At 67.3% G+C, this 21975-nt stretch carries 11 protein-coding genes and 1 pseudogene; 6 read left to right on the forward strand and 6 right to left on the reverse strand.

The annotated features are described in order from the left end of the window. Positions 1–31: 31 nt before the first annotated feature. From SACSA_RS22405 to SACSA_RS0110400, 5 genes are all read right to left on the reverse strand, one after another. Entirely contained in the window at positions 32–6568 is a 6537-nt protein-coding gene (locus tag SACSA_RS22405; RefSeq protein ID WP_019815654.1) for a type I polyketide synthase, read from the reverse strand. Between the two features lie 13 nt (positions 6569–6581). Continuing rightward, complete coding sequence (gene gpmI / locus SACSA_RS0110385; protein WP_019815656.1) at positions 6582–8165, reverse strand: 2,3-bisphosphoglycerate-independent phosphoglycerate mutase; 1584 nt, start codon at positions 8163–8165, stop codon at positions 6582–6584. Beyond that, positions 8162–9484: a 3-phosphoshikimate 1-carboxyvinyltransferase gene (gene aroA, locus SACSA_RS0110390; protein WP_019815658.1), complete on the reverse strand. Its 1323-nt coding sequence runs from the start codon at positions 9482–9484 to the stop codon at positions 8162–8164. Before aroA ends, gpmI begins: the two co-directional genes overlap by 4 nt. A gap of 82 nt (positions 9485–9566) precedes the next feature. After that, complete coding sequence (locus SACSA_RS0110395) at positions 9567–9917, reverse strand: hypothetical protein (RefSeq protein ID WP_019815660.1); 351 nt, start codon at positions 9915–9917, stop codon at positions 9567–9569. 110 nt (positions 9918–10027) lie between these two features. Then, a complete protein-coding gene (locus SACSA_RS0110400) occupies positions 10028–10843 on the reverse strand; it encodes a glutamine amidotransferase-related protein (protein ID WP_198009040.1) in 816 nt (271 codons plus the stop codon). 642 nt (positions 10844–11485) lie between these two features. On the opposite strand from SACSA_RS0110400, the gene SACSA_RS0110405 reads away from it, so the two are divergent. The 5 genes from SACSA_RS0110405 (at position 11486) to SACSA_RS0110425 (ending at position 19625) form a co-directional block, all read left to right on the forward strand. Further along, positions 11486–14416 carry an ATP-binding protein gene (locus tag SACSA_RS0110405; RefSeq protein ID WP_198009041.1) on the forward strand — a complete coding sequence of 977 codons (2931 nt, stop codon included), beginning with the start codon at positions 11486–11488 and terminating at the stop codon, positions 14414–14416. Positions 14417–14618: 202 nt separating this feature from the next. After that, on the forward strand, positions 14619–15431 hold the full coding sequence (locus SACSA_RS0110410; RefSeq protein WP_048876649.1) for a maleylpyruvate isomerase family mycothiol-dependent enzyme: 813 nt from the start codon (positions 14619–14621) through the stop codon (positions 15429–15431). A gap of 16 nt (positions 15432–15447) precedes the next feature. Further along, positions 15448–16569 carry a pyridoxal-phosphate-dependent aminotransferase family protein gene (locus SACSA_RS22410; RefSeq protein WP_019815668.1) on the forward strand — a complete coding sequence of 374 codons (1122 nt, stop codon included), beginning with the start codon at positions 15448–15450 and terminating at the stop codon, positions 16567–16569. Positions 16570–16796: 227 nt separating this feature from the next. Continuing rightward, a complete protein-coding gene (locus tag SACSA_RS0110420; RefSeq protein ID WP_019815670.1) occupies positions 16797–19163 on the forward strand; it encodes a molybdopterin-containing oxidoreductase family protein in 2367 nt (788 codons plus the stop codon). Positions 19164–19238: 75 nt separating this feature from the next. After that, the gene (locus SACSA_RS0110425) at positions 19239–19625 is read left to right on the forward strand and encodes an ArsR/SmtB family transcription factor (RefSeq protein ID WP_019815672.1); all 387 of its coding nucleotides are present in this window, start codon (positions 19239–19241) and stop codon (positions 19623–19625) included. Between the two features lie 97 nt (positions 19626–19722). On the opposite strand, the gene SACSA_RS0110430 is transcribed toward SACSA_RS0110425, so the two are convergent. Further along, the gene (locus SACSA_RS0110430) at positions 19723–21429 is read right to left on the reverse strand and encodes an ABC-ATPase domain-containing protein (RefSeq protein ID WP_028661756.1); all 1707 of its coding nucleotides are present in this window, start codon (positions 21427–21429) and stop codon (positions 19723–19725) included. A 305-nt stretch (positions 21430–21734) separates the two neighbouring features. Here SACSA_RS0110430 and SACSA_RS26000 point away from each other — a divergent pair. Beyond that, positions 21735–21975: pseudogene (locus SACSA_RS26000) on the forward strand (amidase); the annotation flags it as partial.

Below are 21975 nucleotides of genomic sequence, written 5' to 3' on the forward strand. Positions count from 1 at the left end.
AGCCCTTTCCTGTCATTCAGCGGCACGTCGTTCACGCACTCGCCACGCCATGGGGAGAGGCTGCCCGGACGTTCTCGGCCACCGTCGTGATCGATCCGTTGTTCAGGAGTTTCACGGTGGGGAGTTTGATTTGGAACTCGTGCTCGACCCGGTTGCGGAACTCCATGAACATCAGGGAGTCCATGCCCATCTTCTTCAGTGGCAACGCGGTGTTGATTCGCTCCGAGCGCATGCCCAGCACCGCCGCCGCCAGCTCGACCAGCCTCCCCTCGACCTGATCGACCGCGGGCGTCGCGGGTGAGGCGGGTTCCGGATCGCGCCGCTCGGTGCCCGGGGGCTCGGGGGAACCCGGATTCACGGACCCTCCGGTGTCCACGGCTTCGGACTCGGCCCTGCGTGCGGACGCGGACTCGGTGGACAGGGATTCGCGGACGTTCTGGGCCACCGTCGTGATCGATCCGTTGTTCAGGAGTTTCACGGTGGGGAGTTTGATTTGGAACTCGTGCTCGACCCGGTTGCGGAACTCCATGAACATCAGGGAGTCCATGCCCATCTTCTTCAGTGGCAACGCCGCGTTGATTCGCTCCGAGCGCATGCCCAGCACCGCCGCCGCCAGCTCGACCACCGTGCGGTCGAGGTCGTCGGATGTGGAGGTTTCCTGGTGCGCGTCCGTCTCGGCCGGGGCATGGCGCTGCGTCGATCGGGCTTGATCCGGCAGTGGTGGTGTCTGGCTGTGCGAAGGACTCGCCGGACGTGCGACTCCGTTGGCTTCGGGGGAGTCCGGCCGCAGACGCACGGACTGGACGGCCGGCTCCTGTGCGGTGCTCCGCCGCGGTTCGGGGTGCCGAGGCGAGGGAGCGTCGTCGACGAGATGCCGCAAGTGCCGTGAGGCCGCGGCCACCGGGTAGGCCTGGGCCCACTTCTGCCAGTCCACGCGCAGGACCGCGGTCTGCGTGAGGTCGGCGGCGAGGATCTCGTCGAGCACTGCCAGGCCGTCCTCAGGGCTGAAGTACTCCATGCCGCGGGGGAGGATGCTCTGGCCCTCGTCCTGTTCCTTGCGCGCCATCATGCCGACCTCGGCCCAGTATCCCCAGTCGATGGCCGTGGCGGGCCGCCCCTGGGCCGTGCGGAGGTGGGCCAAGGCGTCGAGGAAGGCGTTACCCGCGGCATAACCGCCGAGGAACGGCGAACCCAGCACCGTGGAGGCCGACGAGAACAGCACGAAGAAGTCGAGACGTTCGTCCTGGACGACTCGGTGCAACGCCCACGATCCAGAAACCTTCGCGTGCAGCAGCTCGTCGAGTCGAGTCTTCTCCAGTTCTCCGACCGGCACGTAGTCGATGGCACCGGCCGCGTGCACCACGCCTCGCAGCGGGGGTTCACCCGCATTGTCGCGGTCTCGCAGGACGCCGCGCAGGGCGGCCTCGTCAGCGGCGTCCATGGCGACGTACTCGACGTCGACACCGCGTCGCGCCAGATCCCGGAGCAGCTCGATCTTCGGTGCCAACGGATCACTCGCGTTGATCGTGTCCCAGCCGTCGGGAGTGGGTAGCGCGGCGCGTCCGGTCAGGATCAGATACCGGGCGCCCCTGTCGACGAGCCAGGTCGCGAGCTTTCCGCCGATGCCGCCCAGGCCGCCGGTGACCAGATACGTCGCGTCGGAGCGGACGGGGTGCTCCGATCCGATCGAGCTGCGGCCCTGTGGTTCGGAGAACGTGAGCACGACACGATCACAGGAGGCTCGCCGCGCGAGTGACGGTAGCTCCTCCGCCGTTTCCGGTGCCGGCACCTCCTGATAGTCGTGCGGTCGGAGAAGCCCCGAGTCCGCCATCGCACCGATGTCGGCGATGACCTGACCGACGCGACCGTTGTCCGCGCTGCTCGCGAGGTCCGCGTAAGGCAGGGCGACGGCTTCGGCCGGATCGATCCGCTGTGGCTGATGTGCCACCTGGCCCGTCGGCACGGTGAGGTCACGCGTTGTCGGATGCCGTGTAACCGACAGGACCTCGTCGCCGACCGCGAAAGTCTCCACATCGCTTCCGACGGCCGACACGACCCCGGCGACTTCGTGGCTCCGCGTGTTGTCCACCGGATGGCTCAGGCCGACACGGCTCGCCCGGATCGCGATCTCGTCCGAACCGACCTCCGGGACGTCACCGACGTCCCGAGCGCGCCGGACCAGTCTCGCGACATGAAGGCTCCCGCCACGAAGCGCCAGTTGATCTTCTTCGTCGGGATGCGAGAGCTGGTCGAGCAGGGCCTGCACGCTGGCGGCATCCTGATCGAGGTCGACGAGCACGGGCCGCAGCTCCGGACGTTCCGCCGAGATCGTGCGTCCCAGCCCCCAGAGGATGGCTTGGAAGGGAGCGGCTACCACGTCACCGGGAACGACGCGCTGGCTCGACCTGCTCACCAACCACAGCCGTGGCTTCCCGGCGATGTCGGTCTCCTCCAAGGCTTTCACGAGGCTGACCACACTGTGACCGGCGAAGGTCTGCGCGCGGCCGATCTCGGCGGGTGTGGCGTCGAGCGGCGGTTCGGCGTCGAGAGCCCACAGGTGCACCACGCCTGCCAGCGGGGTTTCGGCGGAAACCTCCGCGAGGATCGCCGCTATGTCCGTCGCCGAGCCGGGGTCGGCCCGGTAGCGGTCCGTGCTGGTCTTGCCGGATCTGGCCGCGGAGGTGACGACGATGACGCGGTGTCCGCGGTCCCGCATGCCTTGGACGAGGCCGCGTCCCGTGGGGCCGCTGTCGGTCAGCACGAGCCACGCACCATCGGCGCGGCCCCTGTCGGCCGCTGCGGCATCGGGACTCTCTCGCGGGCTCCAGACGAGCTCGTAGAACCAGTCATCGTGCCGTCGCGAAGCGTCGTTCGCCTCGGCGGGACGGGACGCGCCGGCCGTGGAATCCGTGGTCGACTGTGAAAGGGGCGTGGTCGACTGTGACAAGGGCATCGGTACCTCCGCGAGCGGTCGGGGAGCGTGTCCGGCCAGGTACTGGAGGCGGAGTCCACGCAGTTCCGCGACGAGTCGGCGTTCCCCGTCGAACACGCTGATGTCGCCTTGGAAGGAGTCGTCCCGGTGGGAGCGGGTCAGGACGACGTGCGCCCACAGATCCGGGTCGGGTCTGCGGTACATGCGTGCCTGCTCGATACCGCCGAGGACGAACGCCGCGTCCTGTCCGGGCGCGACCTCGGGACGGGCGGCGGCGAGCGAGTGGGCGACGGCGTCCAGCACAGCCGGATGGAAGTGGTGTTGATCGAAGGCCGCTCGAATCTCCGTCCGGCAACGAAGACGCACCAGCGCCTCGCCGTTGACACGGCGTACCTCCTCGATCGCCTGGAACGCCCCTTCCCACTGATTGCCGAGCTCGGCGTACCACGGGTAGAAGTCAGCCCGGGTCTGGTACTCGGAACACCGGGAGGCGATTTCGGAGAAGGATTCGTTCAACGAACGCCTGGGATCGTGTATGCCGTGTACCCGGGCATGCGCGTGCAGCGTCCATTCGTCCTCACCGGTGCGGCTGTGCAGGCGGAAGAACAGTTCCTCGTCGCGCTTTTCCAGCGTGACGCGCACGATCGTGGTTTCGTCGTCGGTGAGGAAGAGCGCCTCACGGTACCGGACGTCGGAGACGGCGATCGGGACTTGTCCCACGATCCTGTGCGCCGCCTCGACGGCCATTTCGAGGTAGGCAGCCCCGGGCAGGATAATCGTCTGTTCGACTTTGTGGTCCCGCAAGTAGGCGTTGCGTTCGAGATCGATCGGCCCTTCCCACGACCAGACCTCCGGACCGGAGGCGGTCGGAGTCCCGAGCAGGGGATGGTCGGGTGATTCCGGCGTTGCCGGGTGTTCTTCGGTCTCGCCGACCACCGGCGTTGTCTCGATCCAGTAGGAGTCCCGTTGCCAGGGATAGTGCGGTAGGTCGACGAAACGGCCACCGTCGGCGACCGTCTCCCAGCCGATCGGTACGGCTTCGCAGTAGAGCCGTGCCAGCGAGGCGAGCATCGTCTCCCGCTCCGGTTCCTCCCGGCGAAGCGAGCCGATGGCCACACTGTCACCGCCCTCCGCCGCCGTCGCCTCGATCGCGTTGACCAACACCGGATGCGGGCTGATCTCGACGAACACCGTTCTGCCCGAGGCGAGTTCGCCCTGTACGGCACCGACGAAGTTCACAGGCTCGCGAATATTGCGCGCCCAGTAGTTCGCGTCGACCTGCGAGCCGTCGATCGACTCGTTGAGCAACGTCGAGTGGATCGGGATGCCGCCCGGCCGAGGACGAATCCCGGCGAGTGCGCTGATCAGATCCTCGCGAATGTCGTCGATCTGCGGACCATGCGAGGCGAAGTCCACGTTGATCCAGCGGTTGAAGACGTCTTGCTCGTCCAGCGTGGCGAGGATCTGTGAGAGGGCCCGGGATGCGCCGGAGAGGAGTGTGGAGGTCGGGCTGTTCGCCGCGGCGATGGACACCTCGTGCTCGTGTCCCCGGATCGCCTCGGCCGCGGCCGAGGCCGAGAGCTCTACCCACGCCATCGTTCCCTGGCCGCTCAGGCGTTTGGCGATCCTGCTGCGCCGGCAGATCACCGCCCCGGCGTCGGCGAGGCTGAGCGCGCCCGCGACGAAGCTGGCCGCGGCTTCGCCCATGCTGTGCCCCAGGACGACATCAGGCTCGATGCCCCAGGACCGCCATACGGCGGCGAGGGCGACTTCCATCGCCCAGAGCGTGGGTTGGATGACGTCGAGGTCGGCGAGTCTGTCGGCCTCCCCGTGCTGGAGCAACTCGAGGACTGACCAGCCGGCCTCCGCTCTGATCACCTCGTCGCACTCGAGTATGGCCGCACGGAAGACCGGCTCGGTGTCGAGCAGTTCTCGGCCCATGCCCACCCATTGCGAGCCCTGCCCGGGGAAGACGAACGCGATCCGCGGCCGTTCCTCGTCCACGAAGTCGGTATGTGCCAGCCCGGGGGTTTCTCCCTCGGCCGCGAAGTCGCTCAACGCGGTCGCGGCGTCCCGCGTCGAGTTCGTCGCGATCGCCAGGCGGCTGGGGTGATGCTGCCTGCGGACCGCCGCGCTATAGCAAATGTCGCGCCAGATCGCGGGTTCGTCCGGCGTTCGCCGGAGGAAGTCGGCGTAGCGGCCTGCCAGGTCCCGGAGCGCTTCCGGTGTCGTCGCGGACAGCGGCAGCAACTGGCCCTGATGCGGTATCGCAGTGGGATGGTCTTCCGTGGCCACCGGGGAATCGGCTGCGGCGAGGACGACGTGCGCGTTCACCCCGGTCAGTCCGAAGCTACTGACACCGGCAAGCCACGGTCGTGTCCGGTCGGGAAGCGTGGTCCGAGTATGGGGCAGGTGGAACGGAAGTTGGTCCCACGGGATCGCCGTGTTGGGCTCTTCCTGGTGGAGATTGGGCGGAACCTCGCCCTGTTGCAGGCACAGGACGCTCTTGATGAGGCCCGCCAGCCCCGCGGCACCTTCGGTGTGGCCGATGTTGGTCTTCACCGAACCGAGGAGGCAACCGTTTCCAGCGGGCCGCCCGGCGCCGAGCACCGCGCCCAGAGCCTGGAGCTCCACCGCGTCGCCCACCGCGGTTCCGGTTCCATGGGCTTCGACGTAGTCGACCTCGGCAGGGTCGATCGCGGCCTGCTGATAGGCGCGTGCGAGCACGTCCTGCTGCCCCTCTGCGCTGGGGGTGACCAGGTACCCGTTGCTCCGCCCGTCGCTGCCCACGGCGCTGCCCATGATCACCGCACGGACCCGGTCTCCGTCGGCTCTGGCGCGCGACAGTGGCTTGAGGACGACGGTTCCGATCCCGTCACTGCGGACGAATCCGTCCGCCCTCGCATCACCGAACTTGCACCGTCCGTCGTCGGCGAGCATGCCCGCACCCGAGTACACGGTGCCCTCTTCGGGCAACAGGACCATGTTGACCGCACCCGCGATGGCCATCTGGCACTCACCGGCACGAATCGCTTGCGCGGCCAGGTGTACCGCGGTCAACGACGAGGAGCAGGCGGTATCCACTGTGAGTGTCGGACCACGGAGATCGAAGCTGAACGCCAGCCGTCCCGAGGTCATGGCTCGGGCGGCCGCGCCGATGAGTCCGTAGAACTCCAAGGCCTCCCGGTTCTGGTACTGCAAGTGCCAGTACTCGCCGCCCTGCTGACCGACGAACACGCCGGTGTCCGATCCCGCTATGCGATCGATCGGCATGCCCGCGTCTTCGAGGGCCTCGTAGGCGACCTCAAGGAGCAGGCGCTGCTGTGGGTCGATGCGTCCCGCTTCCCGCGGAGAGATGCCGAAGAACGTAGCGTCGAACTCGTCGACCCTCTCCAGGAAGCCGCCCCATCGGCTGCTGGTGCGGCCGGGTGAGGACGGCGCGGGCTCGAAGATCGCGTCGACGTCGTAACGGTCCTTCGGGATCTCGGTGATCGCGTCGGTTCCCGAACACAGCATGCTCCAGAACGATTCGACGTTCGGTGCTCCGGGGAAACGGCCGGCCATCCCGATGATGGCGATGGGCTCGGTGCTGGTCTGGATGTGTGGAGTCGCCGTGCTTGTCGCGTTCGTCCGCATGGTTCGAAGTCCCTTACTTCCTGGCGGTCACAGACGACGACGTCTGAATGCCGCGCTCGTCGAGAGCGTCGAAGAGCGAAGGCTCGGACATCGCGTCCGGCCGGGGGAGTCCGAGAAGGTCGAGAATCGTCGGCGCGATCGAGGGCAATCTCGGCCGGCCACCCCGGAGTATCCGGCGCGGTGTGGTGTCGGATGCCGGGACCAGCACGCACGGGACCTGGTTGGTGGTGTGGCCTCCGTAGGGTTGGCGCGTCCCGTCATCCATGGTCCGGGACATCTGCTCACCGTTGCCGTGATCTCCGACGAGCAGGACCCAGCGGCCCGACTCACGAGATTCCGAGCAGATGTGCCGCACCGCACGGTCCACAGCCTCCGTGGCGCGCACCGTCGCCTCGTGGTCTCCGGTGTGGCCGACGACGTCGATGTTGGCGAGATTGGCGACGACCAACGCCACGTCGTCACGTGCGGCGGCTTTCCCGACCCGATCCGCGATACCGGCGATGTTCATCTCCGGATGCACCGTGTAGTCGGTGGATACGTTCGGCACGGCCACGTGCTCTTCCACGGTGCGCCGGCGCGCGTCGCGTCCGTTGAGGAAGAAGGTGACGTGCTCGAACTTCTCGTGCTCGGCGATGCGCACCGAGCGCGCACCGCTGTCCTCCAGCGCGTCCGCCAAGCCGCCCGATGCGTCGGCCCGGGATACGAGCGCGGGCATGGCCACGCGTGTGTCGTACTGGGTGAGGCCGACAAGCCGAACTCCGCCGCGCCCGCTCACCGAGAGACTGTCCGCCACCGTGTCGACCAGCGGTGCGGTCCGGTCGCTGCGGAAGTTCGCGAACAGGATCACGTCGCCGTCGCGCACCCCGGGGTACGGCCGAGCTTCCCCGTCGATCAGCGTGGGTGGCAGCCAGGCGTCACCGACGTCGGCACCGTCAGCGGCGGCGACCGCATCGGTCGTGGTTCGGTGACCGTGCGCGTCGACAAGGAGGCGGCATGCGGCCGCCGTCAGTTCGGCGTCGCCGCTCTTGTCCATCGCGTAGTTCCGGCCGATCACGGTGGCGTACCGGCCAACACCGACGGAGGCCGCCGCCCGCTCCCAGCGAGTCAGGTAGGTCGCGGCGGTTCCGTCAGCGACATCGCGTCCGTCGGTGATGGCATGGAGCCACACCTGGGTGAGCCCAGCGTCCGCCGCGGCACGAAGCAGTTCCACGGAGTGATCGAGGTCGGAATGGATCCGTCCGTCCGAGCACAGGCCCACCAGATGCAGCGCACGACGGTGCCTACGGAGCTCTTCACAGAGCTCCCGCAACACGGGGTCGGCGCGCAGTTCTCCGGACTCGACGCGCTGCTGGACCAGGAGGCTGTCGTAGGTCAACGGCCGCCCAGCACCCATCGCCAGGTGACCGATCTCCGAGTTGCCGACCACACCGTCGGGGAGCCCGACCGCTGACCCGGAGGCATCCAGCAGGGTCGTCGGGCAGCGACGCAGCAGATCGTCGAGGACCGGCGTGTCGGCTTCGGCGATGGCGTTGTCCCGTTCTGGTGGTGCGTGGCCCCAGCCGTCGAGGATCAGCAGCACCCCACCACGCCGGGTCATAGGTTCGTCCCGCGAAGGCCGCTGAGCCGCTGCCAGAAGGTCGGGAAAGATTTGCGGACGCAGCCCGGATCACGGATGACGACCCCCGGCGTGCGGAGTCCGGCGATCGCGAATGCCATGGCGATGCGGTGATCGTCGTAGGTGTCGATCACGGCGCCTTGCGGACGTCGCCCTCCGTGGACGGTGAGGGTGTCCGCCGTCGTTTCGACGTCGACACCCATCTTGGCCAGTTCGGTGCTGACGGCCTCGATTCGGTCGCATTCCTTGAATCGGAGGTTTCCGATCCCGGTGATGTGGGTGCGGCCCTGAGCATAGGCCGCGACGACCGCGAGCGTCGGAACGACGTCGGGCATGTTGGACATGTCGATGTCGATTCCGCCGAGTGTGCCGCCGCCGTGCACCGTGATGCTGTCGTCGTCGATATCGGCTCGACATCCCATCGAGACCAGCGCATCGACCAGCCCGATGTCGCCCTGTGCGGAATCGCCGCTGATACCGGGAATGCGCACGCGACCTTCTGTGATCGCTGCCGCGGCGAGGAAGTACGACATCCCGGACGCGTCCGGCTCGATGGTGATGTCGCCGCCACGGTAGCCCTGCCCGGACTTCACGGAGAAGTGCTCGTATCCGCGACGCGTGACTTCGACGCCCGCGCGGTCCATCGCGGCGATGGTCATGTCGACGTACGGTTTCGACAGCAGGTCGTCGAGCAGGGTGATGTCGACATCCTGCTTGGCATAGGGAGCGCTGAGCAGCAGGCTCGTGGTGAACTGGCTGCTGACGTTGCCGTGGATCGCCGTGGTGCCGCCGACGAGGTGAGGCCCTTCGACCTTCACGGGCGGAGATCCGTTGTCGCGGAGCGCGACCGCTCGAACCCCGAGTGGCGCCAACGCTTCCAGGAGATGGCCCATGGGACGCTCCCGCATGCGTTCGTTGCCCGTCAGGATCGTCGTCCCCTTGGCGAGTCCCGCCATGGTGATGAGGAGCCGGATCGGCGTTCCGGCGTTTCCCATGTCGATCTCGCTCTGGGGCGCGCACATCTCGTTCCCGTTGGGCGTGACCACGATGGTGTTCTTCTGCTCGTCGAGCTCGACCTCGACGTGTCCGAACATCCGCAGCGCTTTCGCGAGGAGCACGGTGTCCTGCGAGTGCAGCGCGTTGCGTAGGGTCGTCGGTTCACCGCACAGGCCGGCGATGGCCAGGAATCTGTTGGTGTAGCTCTTCGAGCCGAGGACCTCGACCGTGGCGTCGACGGTGTCCAGCGGGGTGATGGCCACCTCGGACATGCTGAGGACCTGCTGTTCGTCGGCAGTCGTCATCGTCCCAATCCCTTGAGTCGCGTCGTCGGACGTCGGTTCTGTGTCGCGGCCGGGTTGCTCCTGCTCCACGGTCGCCGCAGGATCAGTCCTGCCTCGCTTCGTCGACCTGGGCTCCCAGCCACACCTCCCGGAACGCCCGCAGCGAGCACATGAGGTAGTGCTCACTCGTGGAGTAGGTTTCGACTTCGCCGCTGAGGAACCGAAGTCGCGAGGGCGAGCTCAGTTCCAGGTGGTCCAGTGGTGCGAAGCTTCGTGTCGTGTCCTTTCGATTGGCGACGCACAGCACGTGCACGTCTCCACGTTCGCTGGTGCGTTTGACCGCCGACAGTCCCTCGCCGATGTCGAACGCGACAGCCGTCGAACCCGGACCGAACGCGGTGGCGAACACGAGATTCGTTCCCCGGCAGGGCTCGTCCGAGGCCGAGCCGGACATCGGGAACTCGCTTTTGAGAGCGCGTTCCAGGCGCGCTGTGACCCGTGTGGTAGGGGAATTCCCGGCGTCGGTAAGGACGCGATCGTCATCGTCTCGCGGACGACTGTCCTTCATCGCAGCTCCTCGCGTTTCGTCGATGTGGGGTGGTTCTCGACGCGCGGGGTGTTCGCAGCGCTGCTGACCACGTCGAGAAACGCCTGGAGAACCGGATGTAGGGAGTCCGGTGTGCTGGACAATTCGGGTTGGAAGAGACAGCCGACGAAAAACGGGTGGTCGTCGATCTCGGCAGCGCGGGGGGAGCCGGTGGGCTCCCAGGCGGAGAAGCGAACGTCGCCCCGTGCCGCGGCGTTCATGAACTCTTCGACGATGCCGTTCTGGCACTGCAGGAGCTCGTCGACCTCGACCGCGCCGCCGTAGATTCCGGACAGGTGCGAACCTGGCCGCAGCCTGAGGCGTACCCGGTGCTCGGTGTTGGTCGAGCACGTGCTGGGCAGGATCAGGTGCTCGATCGGGGTGAGGTCGTCCGCGAGTTCGGCGACCTCGGGCAGCCGCAGCACGTTCTGCGCATACTCGAGGACCGCGCTGAAGAATCCACCGCACGTGCCGAGGAACGGAATGTGTGCCGTCCGGGCGAACCGGATCGCTCGGTGCACTCCTTGTTGTGCGCGGTACGGCCCTCCGGGCACGACCCAGATCCCGTGGAAGGGTGTGAAGTCAGTGTGGTCGGTGATCTCGGTCGTCGGTACCCACTCAGCGTCGAATCCCAGCTCGGGCATGAGCCTTTCGATGTGGGGGTGCGCAGGCTCGTCGTGGTTGTACTGGTCGCCGACCAGTGCCACCCGGGGTCTCGCCGGAGTAGACACGAAATCCTCCCACAGTAGAATGTCCCCAGCAGAGTTGTGCGCGAGCGTCGAGGAAACTGTCAATGCCGACAGGGTCGAACGGGACCGACCGAAGGTCTCGTTCATGGCCGCCGCCGGGTCTGCTCGAGTCTGGGGACCACATTAGGGGCGAGTGCGGGCGCGGCAACCCCTATCATCACCCCTACGCCGAGGTCGACGGACCCCGATCATGGCTCAAGGGGAGGACGGGGCACGTGCCGGTCCGGAACTCGCACGGACGTAATGCACATGGTGGAATCGGGCGGCGCCTCGACGGCGTATTCACCCTGATCGGCGGGCGGTGAAGGTACGCGACGAGCCGACCCCATTACTCCGCCCGGAGTAGCCGTCGCTGCGAATCACGAAAGCGAACCCGCGTGTGAGCTTTCGTCCGGTCCTCTACTGTCGTGTGGTATAGATCACAGACGATGTGATGTGGGCTCGGCACGATGACGCGCTGTCATCATAGCGTCCCCAAAGGGCCGATTGTGCGACGCAGTTTGAGTGTCATTCAATAGGGTGATGGCTTGAGCACGCTGCGTGAACACACGGAGGTGGTTGCGTGGCTGGGGCGAACGCCGTACACGGGCGGTGCCGTGCGCCGCTACACGGCGAAAAGGGCATCGGACCTATTCGTGGCCAAGAGCGAGAAAACGGATTGACAGCTCTGCCTTTTGGGGGAATTTCGTGCTTTTCAGGGACGGTCCCGAGACCAGAGAGCGACAGATCCGCCCGCCTCACATCGGCATCTCGGCCGGTGACCAAAGGAGTCACAAAAGGCGGCAGGAGCCTGCCGCGACCCTGGTCGACCGCGAACGAGAGGTTTCCGCTCTGGAAGAATTGTTCCTCGACGCGCAGCATTCCAGGTCTCGGATAGCGGTGATCTATGGCGAAGCCGGCAGTGGAAAGACGGCCCTGCTCCACGCGGTCGCCCACAACGCGGCCAACGCCGGCGCCTTGTGGCTGAACGCGACGGCGTCGCCGGCCGAGCAGGCCATCCCCCTCGCCGTGTTCGACCAGATCTTCCGTCGGCCGGAACTCGACACCGAGCAGGTCAGGAACGCGATCGCCGTGCTCGACGAGCTGGCGTCGGGCGCTGAGCGGGCCGGTACCCGGCGCGAGGGGATCAGCGCCTCGCTCGCGCCCGCTCTGCGGGAGCTGTGGAGCCTGCTGCATGGACTGACGAGGGAACAGACCGTCATCGTCAGTGTCGACGACGTGCACTACGCGGACGAGTACTCGTTGAAGTTCCTTCTTTACCTGGTCGGCCGACTCCGCTCGGCTCCTCTGCTGATGATCTTCACCGAACGTCTTCACGTTCCCCAGTTCGAGTCCGTGTTACCAGCCGATCTTCCTGAGCAACCCTGCGCACACGTCGTCCGGCTGAAGCCCCTGTCGGTCTGTGGAGTGAAACGTCTCCTGCACGAGCGCCTGGGGCCGCGAGCGGCGAGGGACCTGGTGGTGCCCATCCACCAACTCAGTGCCGGGTGTCCGACGTTGGTGCAGGCCCTCGTCGAGGATGCGTGCGGCCACGGACAGGCTCCCGGTCACCCTGTCCCGGGCGCCGCGTTCGGCCAAGCCGTGCTGCGGTGTGTCGAACGCAGCGGCGGCCTCGTCAAGAGCCTCGCCCGGGCGGTGGCGATCCTCGGCGAGTCGGCTTCACCGTCCTTGCTCGGCAAGGTGATCGACGTGGACACCGAGTTCGCGGCCCATGCGCTCGCTGTCTTCAGCGACAAGGGCACCGTGGACGAGAGGGGGTTCCGTCAAGCCGCTGTGCGCTCGGCGATCATCGACAGTATTCCACCGAAAGAGCGCATGGCGATGCACCGCAGGGTGGCCGAGCTCTTGCACGATGAGGGAGCCGAGGCGTCTCTTGTCGCCCGTCACATCATCGCCGCCGGAAGTCCGCACGAGCGGTGGATGATCAGCACGTTGAAGGACGCGTCGGAGGAAGCGCTGGCGGAAGGCGACGTGGGCCAAGCTGTATGCTACCTCCGGCTTGCCCACCAGATCTGCGCCGGTATGTCGTGTGATCCGGCCGACCGAGCCGCTCTGACATCCCTGTTGGTCCGAGCCGAGTGGCGATGCGATCCCGCTGCCACGCTGCGCCATCTTCCGCTGCTCGAATCCGCGGCACGGGAAGGAAGACTCGAAGGACGCCATGCCGTGATGCTGCTGACCCAGCTTCTGTGGCACGGACGCATCCACACAGCCGTCGACGTGCTCGAGGGCATACTGCACCGCTTCTACGGCTCGATGACCTTCGAGAAGGCGACTCCCTCGGCCGCGGACACGTGCCTGTTATGGCTGCTCGGGCTCTATCCCGACTACCTTCGCGGCATCGCGAGCAGAGACCGCGACGACGTCGCTCCGACTTTCGAACCGCTCGCCGTGACCTCGCAATTCCAGGAAGCGGCGGTCCTGTGCAGAGAGATGGCCGAGCACAACGACGAGAATGTTGTCGAGTCGGCGGAGCGGATTCTGCAGAACGGTCGTCCGAACGACAAGGTGGCTCCACTGGTGACGGCGCTGATGTGCCTGATCTGCGTCGAGCGGATCGACGCCGCCGCCAAGTGGTGCGATTCCTTGTTGCGGGAGGTCACAGAACCGGGTGCCGCGACGTGGCAGGCCGTCTTCACCGCGTTACGCGGCATCATCGACCTCCGTCGCGGAGATCTCGTGGACACGCAACGTCACGCGGATGCGGCGCTCGGGTCGATGTCCCACAAGAGCTGGGGCGTCGGTATCGGTGTGCCGCTGGCCGCCTCGGTCTCCGCCTGTGTCGCGCGAGGAGACCTCGTCAAGGCGGAGGAACTGCTGAAGACCCCGGTGCCCGAGGAGATGTTTCTGACGCCGGTCGGTCTGCTGTACTTGCACGCCCGAGGTCATTATCACCTGGAATCCGGTCGGGCCCATGCCGCGCTCAGTGACTTCCGATTGTGCGGCAAACTCATGGTCCGCTGGGACATGGACTTGCCATCGTTCGTCCCCTGGCGTGTCGACACAGCGCAGGCGTGTCTTCGGGCAGGAGACGAGGTCACCGCGAAGCGGATCGTCGAAGAGCAGCTCGAACTCGTCTCCCCGGACCACCATCGTGCTCGTGGCCTGACCCTTCGGGTGCTGGCCGCGGTGAACCCGGTGCGAGCACGGCCCCGCATCCTCCGGGAAGCGCTCGGGGAACTACAGCTGGCCGGTGATCGCCTCGAATCGGCGCGGGTGCTGGCGGATTCGAGTCGCGTCCAGCATCTACTCGGAAATCTCGACAGAGCCAGGAAGTTCGCCAAACGGGCGCGCCTGCTCGCCGAGCAGTGCGGTGCCGACTCACTGTCCCGTTCGATACTTCCGGACGTCCCCGCGAGCATGCCGGCGACAGTGGCCGACGGCGCGATGGTGGCCAAGGCCGGTGAGTTGAGCGAGGCGGAAAGACGGGTTGCCTCCCTCGCCGCCGCAGGGCACACCAATGTCGAGATCGCGAGGAGGCTCTACGTCACGGTGAGCACGGTCGAACAACACCTGACCCGGGTCTACCGCAAGCTCGCGGTCGACCGCAGCGAACTGCCGTCGGTGCTCCCACCGTGTCACACCGATCTCACAGTCGAAGGCTCCGCGGCGGTGTGACACCGCATGCGCCTCGGCAGGCACCGAAGTGGGGTCATTAGGGGGTCTTCTACGGGTACCGTACCGACACGCCGGCCGCTAGCTTCTGAACGGTCCAGCAACGGCACGGTTCCCGTCCGGTACGGGGACGTCGATGCGGGTGTGTCGGTGCCTGGCTCCTTCCTGACGGACCACACGAACCAAGATCGGCAGGGTAGCTGTCATGAGCTGGAATTTCATGGAAGCCGCGAGTCGACAGAACATCGACAGAGTCTGGCGCCGTGAAGCGGCAGAGGCCCTCGACCTCGTCTCCGATCCGTCGATCTGGGACGAGCCGACCGCGGCCGGACACTGGAAAGTACGGGATGTCGTCGGCCATCTCGTGCACAACACCGAGGGTTACCTCCGCGCGTTCGAGGCGGCGCGCGGTGGCGCGGAGGCGAAGGACCCGATCGATCTGCACGACATGGCCAAGGTCATGGATTCCGGTGCGCTCGCGATGCGCTCCACCGACCGCGTCGAACTTCTCGATCGCCTCCGTGCGGACCTGGACCGGATGCTGGCGGTGGTCGCCGACCTCGACGACGAGGAATGGGCAGGGCTACAGGTCCCGCACGACTACCTCGGGCCGGTTCCTGCCTGCTTCTACCCGATCTGCCAAGTCCTCGACTACGTTGTCCACTCCTGGGACATCCGCCAGGGGCTCGGAGGCAACCACGCGCTCGACGGCGACGCGGCGGACCTGCTCGTTCCCGCCTGCTTCCTGTTGTGGAGCAACACCAACGACACGGTCGGTGTCGAACCCTTCAGCATCGGCATCAGCGTGACCTCGGGCCGGAACGCGGGCAGCACCCTGGCCTCGGTCACCGATGAGGGGATCACGTTCACCACGGGCGACCTCGGCGGCGTCGCCAACACGATCGAGTTCGATCCGGCCAGCTTCGTCCTCACCGCGTGCGGGCGTCTCAATGCCGGTACCTACCGCGGTGATCGCCAGGTCCTCGACCGCTTCCGCAGTCTCTTCTTCAGCGTCTGATCGAGGGGACCCCACGTTGATCGACGATGAGCTGGTCTTGTTGAATCCCGGCCCTGCCGGTACCTCACCGGCCGTCCGGAACGCACTGACGCGCGGGGATCTCTGTCATCGGGAACCCGAGTTCACCGACCTGTTGCTGTCCCTGCGATCGGCGATTCCACAGGCGCTCGGCGTGCACCATACCCACGAAAGTATCCTGCTCACGGGTTCGGGAACCGCCGCCATGGAGCTCGCGGTCACCAATTCCGTCCGCGGTGGTCGATCTGTTCTCGTCGTCGTCAACGGTGTCTACGGCGACCGCCTTGCCCAGATCGCCCGGGCGGGCGGCATCACCGTGCACGAGGTGTCACCGCCGGGGGCGGGACTCACCTCGTGGGTGACGCCCGTCGATCCGGAGATGGTTCGAGAGGCACTCGTGGCACATCCGGACGTCGATGCGGTCGCCTGCGTCCATCATGAGACCACGACCGGTCTGATCAATCCCGTCAAGGAAATCGGCGAGATCGTCGCCGGGACCGGTGCCGTCTTCGTGGTCGATGCGATCAGTAGCACGGCCAACGAGGACCAGCAGCTCTCCGAAATCCACGCGGACTTCATCTGCGGCAGCGCGAACAAGGGTTTGCACGGGCTACCCGGGCTCGCGTTCGTGCTCTGTTCCGACAAGGGCGTGAACCGGCTTTTCGAAGTCCCCGCGCGGAGCTTCTACCTCAACGCCGCCACCCACCTCAACGCCCAGCGGAAGGGCGAGGTTCCGTTCACGCCCGCTGTCCAGGTCTGTTACGCCTTGGACGAGGCGATCAGGGAGTACCACGAGGCTGGGGGGTTCGCCGCGCGCACGCGGTTGTACCGAGACCGCGCCTCGCTCGTCCGTCGTGCTTTCGACCGGCTCGGGTTGCGAATCCTCGTCGATGAGCGCTACCGCGGGAACTCGGTCACCACGTTACGGCTACCGGACGGTGTAGCGTACCGAGGGCTGCACGACGAGCTCAAGAAGCGCGGCTACGTCATCTACGCGGGGCAGGGCGGGCTTTCGGCGGACTACTTCCGCATCTGCACGATGGGCGAGATTCCCTGGTACCGCCTGGAAATGCTGGAGGACGCGCTCGAACAGTCCATCGAGGCCGTCAGGAAGCTCTGACGGCGGCGGAGCACCGAACCGAATTCACAGGATCGCGGGAGAGCGGAGCGCTTATGGGGAAAAACACGGACGAGTCACGACGTCTGTTTCTTCAGAAGTCGGTCCTCGGCAGCGCGGGTCTCGCACTGTGGGGTGTGGCGGCTGAAGCCGGGACACCGAACGCGGCCGCGGCGACCGCGCCCGGCGCTGCCGATCGGCCACGTCGCTCTGCCTCTTTCGGGTCTGCCGTGTCCGCGGCCGGGCGGGACTTCACCCAGGGGGCCGCGGCGCTCGAACCGGATCACGTCGTCGCGACGGCCTGCCAGTTCTGCAACGCGAACTGTCGCATGCACGTCAGCCTGAAATCGGAACGGATCCTCGGCGTCCGAGGCGAGCCGGAAGACTCGGTGCAACAGGGCAACCTCTGCGTCAAGGCGACGATGATGCCCGAACTCGTCTACAACCGGTCGCGCCTGACCAGGCCACTGCGTCGAGTGTCGGGGGAGAAGGGTTCCCCTGACAGTGAGTTCGAGCCGGTTTCCTGGGACGAGGCACTCGACATCATCGCACGGCGCCTCATCGAGCTGCGCGATGCCGGCGAGGCTCGTGCGATCGCCAACCGCACCACCGGCCGCCTTCCGCGTGGTGTCGATTCCCTCGTCGCCAGGCTCTTCGCCATGCTGGGCAGCCCCAACAACACCGATGTCGGCCCCGTGTGCAACGACGCCGGTGCCGACGCCCTCAAGGCGACGTTCGGGTTGGGGAATTTCACCAACGGCTACGGAAGGGATGAGGCCACCGGCGCCGAGGATCTCGGTGCGGCGCGCTACCTGCTCTTCTTCGGTACCAATCAGGCCGAGACACATCCCGTCACGTTCGAGTACCTACTGCGTGGCAGGGAGCGGACGAAGGCGACGTTGGTCGTCGTGGACCCGCGGCGCACGGCCACCGGCGAGCTCGCCGACGAGTGGATCGCTGTCAAGCCCCATACCGATCTCGCGTTGGGCCTCGCGATGCTGCATCACATCGTGTCCAACGGGTTGCACGATCGTGGTTTCGTCGAGCGTTGGGTGCTCGGTTTCGACGAGTTGCGAGCGCACCTGTCCGACAACGGCTATACGGCCGAGTGGGCCGCGGATGTCACCGGCGTGCCCGCGGCGACGATCCGGAGGATCGCCGAGGAGTACGCGACCACGAAGCCCGCCGCCATCTTCTGCAACGCGGGCATCTCCCATCAGCTCGGTGCCTTCGATACTTACCGGGTTCTGGCGTTCCTCGCGGCGGTGACCGGCAACATCGGCGTACCGGGCGGCGGATGCAACTTCATGCACAACACCTGGCCCGGGGCTCTGGAGCTGCCTGCTCTGGACGTTCCCACGCCCGACCTCGATCACGCTCTGCCGGTGGGGCCGGACTACTTCGCCGAGTCGATCCTCACGGGAAAGCCGTACCGCCTGAAGGCGGTGATCACCGAAGGGAATCCGCTGGTCTCCTCGGCCAACACCACCAAGGTCAGGGAAGCCTTCCGCGAGCTCGACTTCTTTGTCTACACCGGGCTTTTCATGGAAGAAGCAGCGTACTACGCGGACGTGGTCCTGCCCGTGTGCAGCGCGTTGGAGTTCGAAGGGGTCTACATGCGCCGCGACGACCGAGCGGTCCGGTGGCAGCAGCCCGCGGTGCTTCCGGTAGGGGAATCCAGACCTGACTGGCAGATCTGGATCGGCCTTGCCCAGGCTCTCGCTCGAAACGACCGGAGGAACCCGCCATCATACTGGACCCGGGCGTTCCCCGAGGAATGGAACGACTACCGCACGCTGTGGTCGCGGTTCGTCGAGAACACGCCGGGCATGCGAGGTATGAGCGCGGAACGCCTCGAGTCGCGCGCGGAACCGCTGCGCTGGCCATGCCCGTCACCGGAACACCCCGGCGTCAGCACACTCTTCCTCGATCACCCGTCGTGGTATGAAGCCGCGGAATCCCTGGGGTACGAGCGAAAACGGTTCCTGACGGCCAGTGGAAAGATCGAGATTCACACGCCGGAACTGGAACGGTCCTTGGCCACCGCGGGTCACTCGGCATTGCCGATGTTCTACACGCACCCGGAGGTCACCGGCGACAACCCGACGATCGGATACACCGACCGCCTCGTGACCAACCCGGTCAACCCGCATGCGCTCACTCCGGTCGTGCGGCTCGGGATCCGCGGCACCGGGGACGTCCACCGGCGGTACCCCCTGATGGGGATGACCGGGCGCCCGAGCGTGGTCCACTTCGCTTCCGTCACGCACTGGACCCACACCGGCAAGCAACTCAACGGCCTGCGATTCATCCAGGTCCATCCGAGGACCGCGCAGCGCTACGGGATCGCCGAGGGCATACCCGTGGTGGTCGAGAGCCCGCGCGGCGCTGTCACCGGAACCGCGTTGCTGTGGGACGGCATTCGGGAGGACACCGTCTTCGTCCCGAACGGGTTCGGTCCGCTTCAACGCGCCGGTGACCTGTTCAGGGCCCCGCGGTACGGTGCCGCCAACACGCTTGTCGACGACCGCTACTTCGACAACCTCTCCGGCCAGCAGGCGTACAAGTGTTTCGCGTGCCGGGTCCGGCCAGCCTGACGTCAATCTAACAGTAACCGACTCTATCACCAGTCATAGTTGGTGATAAGGCGTGGCTTGTGGTTCAATGAGAGCATGGCACGCGAGCTGGACATCACGCTGTGGGACGTGAGCGCGCCGACGGCCGCGGAACGCGCGCGCCGACTCGCGCCCATGCTCAAGGCGGTGGCCGACGAGACCCGGCTGACCCTCATGCTGCTCCTGGCCGAACGACCCCGCACGGTCCGCGAGCTCACCGACGCGACGGGCATGAGCCAGACGCTCGTCAGCCACCATCTCACACCGCTGCGCGAGCAACAGCTCATCACCGCCACTCCGAAGGGGCGCAGCAACGTGTATTCGTTGTGTTGCGACGGACTCGTCGAACCGGTACGGCTCCTTGCCTCACTCGCTGCCACAGGGCCGACACAGGAATGCTCCACCGGCGTGCCGTCGACCACCTCGACCGACAGCACCGCGTGAAGCCAGGTGCGACGGCGAGGAAGACCGCCGCGACGAGGTCGATCCTTCCCGGCTGAGCGACGATCCCGTCCGCGTGCTCGTGCCGCCGCGGGCGGTCTCAGGTCTGCGAGACGATGCTCAGTCCCCGGTACCGGTTGAGCGCGGCGTGGACCTCGTGGCGGCGGGGGAGCGCGAGGTGGCCCGGGTGTCCGCTGTGCGGGGAGAGCGCGTCGAGGCCGTCCCGCTCGATACGCTCGTAGATCTCGTCCACCGCCTCGTGGAGGGTGCGGCGTCCGTCGAGCAGGTCGGCGAGCCGGTCGAGGATGTGGGCGATGGCGGTCGTCTGGGCCGGATCGACGAGCTGGGCGACGGCGCTGAGGTCGATGGTCTGCGTACCGTACTGGACGGCGGTACGCCCGCGTGCCTTCGCGGGCTTGGTCTTGCCCCGGGGACGCAGTGATCCCGCGGTGGGAACGCGGCGTGCGGCGTGGGCGAACACCCGTGCCGACCGGTCGGCCCGGTGCTGTTCAGGGGTCTCGCGCGGGCCGTCGGTGATGGCGTGCGCGGCGTCGGTGACGTCGTGCGGCGTGTAGGCGTCGAGGGCGACGACCTGGTCGGCCACGGCGAAGAACGCGCCGGAACCGCCCGCGACCAGAACCGTCGAGACACCCAGCTCCTCGTACAGCGGCCGGATGCGGTCGACGAACGGAGTGATCGGCTCCCGGTCGGCGGGAATGAGCTCACGCATCAGCTCGTCGCGGATCATGAAGTTGGTCGCCGAGGTGTCCTCGTCGATCAGCAGCAGCGAGGTCCCGGCCTCCGGGGCCTCGACGAGGTTGGCCGCCTGCGAGGTCGACCCGCTGGCGTTGGTCGTGGTGAAGCGCGTGGTGTCGGTGCCCGAGGGCAGGTCGGTGATGAACGGGGAAATGTTCACCCCGGTCACGGCGCGGCCGTCCTCGGCGCGGATGGTCACGGCGTCGTGCCGGGTGACGACCCACTCGCGCCCGTCCCCGGACACGTGCGGATAGACGCCCCGTTCGAGGGCCCGCAGCAGGGTCGACTTGCCGTGGTACCCGCCGCCGACGACGACCGTGACCCCCTCGGGCACGCCCATGCCGGTGATCGTGCGCCCGCTGGGCAGGTCGAAGGACACCCGCAGGGAATCCGGGCCGGCGAACGGGGTCGCGCCGTCGGACATCGGCAGGTCGGAGTCGCCCGAGCGGCGTGGCAGGATCGCGCCGTCACCCACGAACGCCACCAGGCCCCGTTCGGCGAGCCGGGACCGCAGGTGCTCCTGGTCGAGGTGGAGCTCGACGTGGGCGCGCAGCGCCTCGGCGTCGAGGCGGGCGTAGCGCAGCGACGACTCGACGATCCGGGGCACCGTGCCGGTGAGGATGTCCGCAGCGACCCGCCCGAGCACCCGCCGGCCCTTCGCGGGCAGGGCGACCTCGAAGCGCGCCTCGACGCGGTCGTCGGCGATGAGGACGCTGGTGCGCGGCAGGACCTCCTGCCCGGGCGCGCCGAAGGACACGGCCCGGTCGTCGCCCGCGCCCTTCCGGGCCGCCTCGTGGCAGCGCCGGGTGAGGAAGTCGCTGACGGCGACCCGCTTGCGCGCGGTGTCGATCAGGTCGGCGGGCAGCCCGGTGGTGTCCAGGTCGAGGATGGCCCGCGCCTTCGACGGCGGCGCGTACGGGTCGACCTGCACGTGGTCGACGGCCAGCCGGAACAGGCCGAGGTCGTAGGTGCCGTGCAGTTGCTTGTACGAGCCGTACCCGCGCCCGTCGATCGAGGCGAGCGTGCGCTCCAATGCTTGCCGTGTCCGCATACCGGTCAGCTCCCAGGACCGTCGGGGAACGCGACGGACGGCCGGGGCCCGGCCGTGGCGACGGGCGAGGGCACGAGAGGTGAAACGAACGCAACCATGCTCGCCCCAGTCTGCCACACGGGGCGGTCGGCGGAGCGCGTCAGGCCGGTAGGTCGTCGTCGCGTCAGCCGGACAGCGGACGCCCGCGCCGGGCGAGTTCTGCTCTACTCAGTCGTGGGACGCCTGGGGGTCGGCCCGACGCACCGGGCGCCACCGTGCCCCCGACCGGACGAGGAAAGGGGACGAGCGTGCGCCGAGCGAGTGTGGTGGCCACTGCGGTCCTGATGGCCTGCACGATGATGCCCGCGCAGGCGGTGGCCGGGCCCGTCCCGCCCCGCGTCGTCGGGCTCGGCGTGTCCGAGTTGCGCGCGCTGCTCGACGACGGCGCGGTGACCTCGCGCGAGCTGGTCGAGCGCTACCTGCGGCGCATCGACGCCTACGACGGTGCCGACCCGCCCGGCCTCAGCGCCGTGCTCACCGTCAACCCGAGGGCCCGCGCGCGGGCCG

The organism is Saccharomonospora saliphila YIM 90502 (genome assembly GCF_000383795.1).
Lineage (GTDB): Bacteria > Actinomycetota > Actinomycetes > Mycobacteriales > Pseudonocardiaceae > Saccharomonospora > Saccharomonospora saliphila.